This is a genomic window from Nocardiopsis sp. TNDT3 (genome assembly GCF_003427465.1).
Taxonomy (GTDB): Bacteria; Actinomycetota; Actinomycetes; order Streptosporangiales; family Streptosporangiaceae; genus Nocardiopsis; species Nocardiopsis dassonvillei.
In genome coordinates, this window is the sequence record NZ_QPFC01000188.1 from 1 (window position 1) to 6,862 (window position 6,862).

Here is a 6,862-nt window from a genome sequence, read left to right on the forward strand (position 1 = left end):
CCCCCGCCTCCGGCGGGTCAGGGCCGGAAGACGACCTTGAACACGCCGTCCTGCTTCTTCTGGAACTTCTCGTAGGCCAGCGAGGCCGCGTCCAGGCCCACGTGGTGGGTGGCGAAGTCGTCCACCCCCAGCGGGTCGGACCCCTCCAGCAGCGGCAGGATCTCCGGCACCCACCGGCGCACGTTGGCCTGCCCCATCCGCAGCTGGATCTGCTTGTCGAAGAGCGTGAGCATCGGCATCGGGTCGGCCATGCCGCCGTACACCCCGATCAGGGAGACGGTCCCGCCGCGCCGCACCAGGTCGATGGCGGTGTGCAGGGCGGTCAGCCGGTCCACCCCGGCCGTCTCCATCATCTTGGCCGCCACGCCCCGGGGCATGAGGTTGGCCACGCGCTGCGCGAACTTGGCCGAGCCGTGCCCGGCCGCCTCCATGCCGACCGCGTCGATGACCGCGTCCGGGCCGCGCCCGTCCGTACGGTCGCGGATCTCCTGGACCACGTCGTCGGTGCCCTTGGAGGAGTCGAACACCTCCACGTCCCGGGCGGCGGCGCGGGCGCGCCGCTCCGGCACCGGGTCCACGCCGAACACCCGGCCCGCGCCCAGGTGGCGGGCGACCCGGCAGCACATGTCGCCGATCGGCCCCAGCCCCAGGACGGCCACCGACCCGCCCTCGGGGACGTCGGCGTAGCGGACGGCCTGCCAGGCGGTCGGCAGCACGTCGGACAGGAACAGGTAGCGGTCGTCGGGGCCCTGGTCGGGCACCGGGACCGCGGTGGTCTCGGCGCGCGGAACCCGCAGGTACTCGGCCTGCGCTCCGGGCACCGAGCCGTAGAGCTTGCTGTAGCCGAAGAGCGCGGCGCCCATGCCCTGCTCCTCGACCTGGGTGTTCTCGCACTGGCTCTGGAGGCCGGTGTCGCACATGAGGCAGTGCCCGCAGGAGATCTGGAAGGGGATGACGACCCGCTGGCCGGGGGTGAGGGAGGTGACGCCGGAACCGACCTCCTCGACCACGCCCATGGGTTCGTGTCCGAGGATGTCCCCCGGGGTCATGAACGGCCCGAGCACCTCGTACAGGTGCAGGTCGGATCCGCACAGGCCCGAACTGGTGATCCGGACGAGGGCGTCACCGGGCTCCTCGATCCGCGGATCGGGAACGGTCACGGTGTCGACGTTCCTGGTCCCGTTCCACACCACTGCCTTCATTGGTTCCCCCTGGTCTCACGACGGTGGCGGTCGTCGCCTGGGGAGCGCGCGGCCCCCTGGGCTGCCCTCGGCCACTACCCGGCCGGTGTCGGCGGAAACGGGAGTCGCTGGCGCCCCGGAACCGGTCCGCTGTGGGCCCGGCGTGCGGTCTGGAGCCGGTCGGCGCACCGGACCGAGGCGCCGTGGACCGGCGCTCCGGGTCCGAGCACCGGGCCCGTACCCCGCCCGGGTCCGCTCCCGCTCACCCCCGCTCGGAGGTGTCCCTGACCGGGCTGTCCTCGACTGCCGCGCCGGGCGCCCCGCGGTCGGGCGCGGCGGGGCTGTGCGCGTGCTGGGGCGGCGCGGTGTCCTCGCCCGCCCCCTCTCCCGCCGCCGGGATGCGCAGGGCGAGCAGGGCGACGTCGTCACCGCGGGGGGAGATGCGGGCGAGGAGTTCGTCGCAGAAGTCCTCGACGTCGCGGCGGGCCAGGGCGGCGGCGTGGCGGCGCAGGTTGGCCAGGCCCGTGTCGATGGGGTGGTCGCGGCTCTCGACGAGGCCGTCGGTGTACAGCAGCAGGGTGGACTCCGCGGGGATCTCCTCGCGGGCGTCGGGCCAGTCCAGTCCCAGGTGCAGGGCGGCGCTCATGCCCAGCAGGGGTCCGTGGCCGTCCTCCAGGTAGCGGGTGCGGCCGTCGGCGGTGACGAGCAGCGGCGGGGGGTGTCCGGCGTTGACCCAGTGCAGACACCAGGGCCCGCCCTCGGGGCCCTCGATACGGGCGAAGACGGCGGTGGCCATGGGGGCGTCGCTGGTGTTGGTCATGGCCTCGTCCAGCCGCCGCATGATCAGGCTGGGCGGTTCCTGGCGGTCCCACGCCAGGGCGCGCAGCATGTTGCGGACCTCGGCCATGTGCGCGGCGGCCTGGAGGTCGTGGCCGACCACGTCGCCGATGACCATGGTCATGACGCCGTCGGCGAGCAGGAAGGCGTCGTACCAGTCCCCGCCGATCTCGGCGGCCTGCTGCGCGGGCTGGTAGCGGGCGGCGAAGCGCAGGTGGTCGACCTGCGGCAGGGGGGTCAGGAGCTGGCGCTGCATGGTCTCGGCGACGTGGCGCTGCTGCGCGAAGAGCTGAGCGCTCTCCATCACCAGACCGGCGCGCCGGGCCACGTCCCCCAGCACGAGGATCTCGGCGTCGGTGTAGGCGGGCCGCTCCCCGGTGCGGGCCACGGTCAGCGCCCCGAAGACCTGCCTGCGGGTGTGCAGCGGCACCACCACCGCGGAGTGCCCGCCCAGGCGGTCGAACAGCCGCCGGTGCGCCCGGGCGAGCGGTTCGTCCGGTTCACGGGCGAGGTCACCGGCGACGAACAGGACGGGCTGGGTGCTGTACAGGGCGCGCATCAGCGCCGCGTGGGCGTCGGAGGACAGCGGCGGCAGCGTGCCCTTGAGCGCCTCGGCCGTGTCCTGGTCGCCGAGGGCGTGCACGGCGACGCGCTCCACCTCCTTGGTGCGCCCGTCGGTGACCATGTCGACCACCGCCCAGTCCCCCAGTTCCGGCACCAGCAGCCGGACCAGCCTGTCCAGCATCTCGGGCACGTCCAGGGTGGAGACCAGGACCACGGAGATCTCCGCGACCAGGCTCAACCGGCCGGTGAGCTCCTCCAGGGCCGCCAGGTGCGCCGCGGTCTGCTCGGCGGCGTCGCGGTGCGCCCGGAAGTCGTGGAAGACGATGACCGCGCCCTCCAGGCGTCCCTCGTGCTGGAGCGGGGTGGTCGCCCAGATGATGGGCACGAGCGTGCCGTCCCCGCGCAGGAAGGACTCGCTGCTCCCCTCGGCCGGGTGGCCGCTGGCGAGCACGGCCAGGACGCGGCAGTCCTCCCTGGAGCTCCTCTCCCCCTCCGCGTCGCGGTGCAGCAGATCGTGCAGGTCCAGGCCCAGCATCCGCTCCCTGGGCCGGCCGAGGATGTGCTGCGCGTAGGGGTTGGCGGCGGTGATCCGGCCGGTGGTGTCGATGACGAACATCCCCGCGCCCACGCTGTCGAACACCGCGCGCAGCAGGCCGGTCTCCAGCGGCCAGCCGTCGTCGCTCATCGCGCCGCCCTCCGGTTGCCGCGCCGCCGCGCGGGAGTTGGCTGCGGCCCCGCCGGGGCCGTCCGAAGGCTGCGATCGAAGACACCCATGCGGTTCGCTTACCCACGTTTCTCCTGATGACCGGCGCCGTCAGTCTGCCCCGCGAGGCGGCCCGGGGAGCGCATTGCGGAGTCGGCGGCATGTCATCCACCGCCCGAGGGGGCGCCCGCGAACACCGCGGCGGACCCGCGGGAGGGGCCCGGCCGGGCCCCGGAACCGGGAGGAAAAGCCTTTCCGCGGTGCCCCGCCAACGGTTAACCTCGGTTGGAGGTCTGATGGCACGGGGACGCGGGAGGAAGGCGGCCGGTGGCGAACTGCCCGGTGTGCTCACGGCAGGATCGGACGGTCAAGGTGTCCGCCGTGGTCCGTGAGGGCACGACGACCACGCGGAGCGCCGGATCATCGACGGTCCGCGGGGATGACGAATGGTCGTGGCTGCGCGGCGAAACGACGATCGCCCGGGCCCGGCACTCCTCCACCTCCCACTCCCAGAGCACCCTGGCGGCGCAACTGAGCTTCCCCGCGCCGCCCGGAACGGCGCCCGGGCTCGCCCGGTGGATCGGAATCGCCCTACTCGTGCTCGCCGCCCCGCTGGTGATCCAGTTCGGTGTCTTCGGCGCCGTACCGGCGGTGGCCACCGGTCTGGTTCTGCGCTGGCTGCTGGGTTGGGAGTGGAGAAGAGCGCTCATCGCGTCCGCCGCGGTCCTCCTCCTCGTGGGCCTGGTGGCCAACGGCGCCCTGAGCCTGCTCGGAGGAGTGGAGCAGTTCGCCTCCTTCGTGTTCGGCATGGTCGTGTGGACACTGGTGATCGGAGCGGGAACCGCGCTGGTCCTGCGGGACGTCCAGAGCACCGAAGCGCGCAGGAAGCGGGACGCGCCCCTCAGGGCCCGCGCGTGGGGGATCTGGCAGCGGCTGTACTTCTGTTTCCGCGACGACCTGGTCTTCGACCCCGCCTCCGGCGCGCACGGGCCTCCGACCGCCGTACGGCGGCTCATCGGATATCCCGACGAGTCGTGACGCGTGCCGGTCCCGGGGGTCATCCCTCGGACCTGCGGCGGTTCCGGCGGGCGGTGCGCGACGCCCCGCGCGGGAAGGCCTCCGTGCGCTCCGCGCCCCGCCCGGGACGGTGACGCTCACCCGGACGTCCCACCATCGGATGGTCAGTGCCAGAATGCGCAGTGTGAGACACCAGCACTCGGACAACGCAGACCCCGCCCAGGACTCCCCGCGGATCAGCCCGCCCAAGAGCAGCGCGGCCGGACTCCCCGCCGTGCTCAACAGCCTCCGGCACCTCAACGAGCACACCGGCGTGCGGCGCGGACTGCCCGCCATGCTCGCGATCAACCAGAAGCGCGGCTTCGACTGCCCCGGTTGCGCCTGGCCCGAGGGGGACAAGAGGCACCGGGCCGAGTTCTGCGAGAACGGCGCCAAGGCCGTCGCGGAGGAGGCCACGGCCACGGCTCTGACCGGGGAGTTCTTCGCCGAGCACCCGGTCTCCGAGCTGGCCGGGCGGTCCGGGTACTGGCTGGGCCAGCAGGGCCGCCTCTCCGAGCCGCTGTACCTGGCCGAGGGCGCCACCCACTACGAGCCGGTCAGCTGGGAGCGCGCGCTGGACCTGGTCGCCGAGGACCTGCGGGCGCTGGACTCCCCGGACCAGGCGGTGTTCTACACCTCCGGACGCACCAGCAACGAGGCGGCGTTCTGCTACCAGCTGTTCGCCCGCGCCCTCGGGACGAACAACATGCCCGACTGCTCCAACATGTGCCACGAGTCGTCCGGTTCGGCCCTGACCGAGACCCTCGGCGTGGGCAAGGGCAGCGTGTCCCTGGAGGACCTGCGCGAGGCCGACCTCATCATCGTGGCCGGGCAGAACCCCGGCACCAACCACCCCCGCATGCTCACCGCCCTGGAGCGGGCCAAGAAGTCCGGGACGCGGATCGTCACCGTCAACCCGCTGCCCGAGGCGGGGATGCGCGAGTTCCGCAACCCCCAGCGCGCGGGCGGCCTGCTGGGGCGCGGCACCGAGCTGACCGACCTGTTCGCACAGGTGCGGCTGGGCGGCGACCTCGCCCTGTTCTCCGCCCTCAACCGCCTGCTGCTGGAGGCCGACGAGCGCGGTGAGCCGGCCCTGGACCGGGAGTTCGTCTCCTCCCACACCCACGGGTTCGAGCAGTTCGCCAAGGCGCTGCTGGCCGAGCCGGACGAGGAGTTCTGGGCGCGCACCGAGCGCGACACCGGCCTGGAGCGGGAGCTGATCGAGCGGATCTTCGCGATGGTCACCTCCTCCGAGCGGATCGTGGTGTGCTGGGCGATGGGGCTGACCCAGCACCGGCACTCGGTGCCCACCATCCGCGAGGTGGTCAACTTCCTGCTGCTGCGCGGCAACGTGGGCCGCCCGGGCGCGGGCGTGTGCCCGGTGCGCGGCCACTCCAACGTGCAGGGCGACCGCACGATGGGGATCTTCGAGCGCCCGGCCGAGGAGTTCCTGGACGCCCTGGGCGCCGAGTTCGGCTTCGCGCCGCCGCGTGAGCACGGGTACGACACCGTCAACGCCATCCGCGCCATGGCGCGCGGTGACGTGCGGGTGTTCTTCGCGATGGGCGGCAACTTCGTCGCGGCCACCCCGGACACGCTGGTGACCGAGGACGCCATGCGCCGGGTGGGGTTGACGGTGCACGTGTCCACCAAGCTGAACCGCTCGCACGTGGTGACGGGGACGCGGGCGCTGATCCTGCCCGCCCTGGGGCGCAGCGACCGCGACCTGCGCGACGGCGAGCCGCGGTGGGTGACGGTGGAGGACTCCATGGGCAAGGTGCACGCCTCCCACGGCGTGCTGGCCCCGCTGTCGCCGGGCATGCGCTCGGAGGTGGACATCGTCTGCGACCTGGCCGAACGGGTGCTCGGCGACTTCCCGGTGGCGTGGTCGGAGCTGACCGACTACGACCGGGTGCGCGAGCACGTGGCCGCGGTGGTGCCGGGGTTCGAGGACTTCAACGCCCGCGCGCGCAGGCCCGGCGGGTTCACCCTGCCGCACGCCCCGCGCGACGACCGGCGCTTCCCCACCGCGACCGGGCTGGCCAACTTCACGGTGAACGGCACGTACGCGCCGGAGGTGCCCGAGGGGCGGCTGCTGTTGCAGACGCTGCGCTCGCACGACCAGTACAACACCACGGTCTACGGCCTCGACGACCGGTACCGGGGCATCAAGGACGGCCGCCGGGTCGTGCTGGTCAACCCCGAGGACGCGCGGGAGCTGGGGCTGGCCGACGGCGCCTACACCGACCTCGTGAGCGAGTGGCACGACGGCAGGGAGCGGCGCGCGGCGCACTTCCGGGTGGTGCACTACCCGACCGCGCGCGGGTGCGCGGCCTCCTACTTCCCGGAGACGAACGTGCTGGTGCCGCTGGACTCCACGGCCGAGGTGAGCAACACGCCGACGTCGAAGTCGGTGGTGGTGCGCTTCGAACCCGACTCCGGGGCCGTTTGACCCCGTGACCGGAACGGCGCCCCGGTCCGTCCCTTCGCCGGGCCCCACGCGCCACACCGGCGACCCCTC

At 73.2% G+C, this 6,862-nt stretch carries 4 protein-coding genes; 2 read left to right on the forward strand and 2 right to left on the reverse strand.

The window, feature by feature from the left end; all coding sequences use genetic code 11:
- Positions 1-17 precede the first annotated feature (17 nt).
- Entirely contained in the window at positions 18-1,202 is a 1,185-nt protein-coding gene (locus tag DQW06_RS05085) for an alcohol dehydrogenase catalytic domain-containing protein (protein WP_013152625.1), read from the reverse strand.
- A 241-nt stretch (positions 1,203-1,443) separates the two neighbouring features.
- Positions 1,444-3,267 (reverse strand): SpoIIE family protein phosphatase, encoded by a 1,824-nt coding sequence (locus DQW06_RS05090; protein ID WP_013152624.1) that lies wholly within the window; start codon positions 3,265-3,267, stop codon positions 1,444-1,446.
- A gap of 345 nt (positions 3,268-3,612) precedes the next feature.
- Here DQW06_RS05090 and DQW06_RS05095 point away from each other — a divergent pair, with 345 nt between their 5' ends.
- Both DQW06_RS05095 and DQW06_RS05100 read left to right on the forward strand, forming a co-directional pair.
- Positions 3,613-4,323, forward strand: coding sequence for a hypothetical protein (locus tag DQW06_RS05095; protein ID WP_013152623.1), 711 nt, complete (start codon positions 3,613-3,615; stop codon positions 4,321-4,323).
- 154 nt (positions 4,324-4,477) lie between these two features.
- Positions 4,478-6,793 carry an FdhF/YdeP family oxidoreductase gene (locus DQW06_RS05100; RefSeq protein WP_013152622.1) on the forward strand — a complete coding sequence of 772 codons (2,316 nt, stop codon included), beginning with the start codon at positions 4,478-4,480 and terminating at the stop codon, positions 6,791-6,793.
- Positions 6,794-6,862 lie beyond the last annotated feature (69 nt).

Bases quoted from the DNA above. Each gene is read 5' to 3' on its own strand.
- DQW06_RS05085 (WP_013152625.1), bottom strand. From the start codon at position 1,202: ATGAAGGCAGTGGTGTGGAACGGGACCAGGAACGTCGACACCGTGACC.
- DQW06_RS05100 (WP_013152622.1), top strand. From the start codon at position 4,478: ATGCGCAGTGTGAGACACCAGCACTCGGACAACGCAGACCCCGCCCAG.
- DQW06_RS05090 (WP_013152624.1), bottom strand. From the start codon at position 3,267: ATGAGCGACGACGGCTGGCCGCTGGAGACCGGCCTGCTGCGCGCGGTG.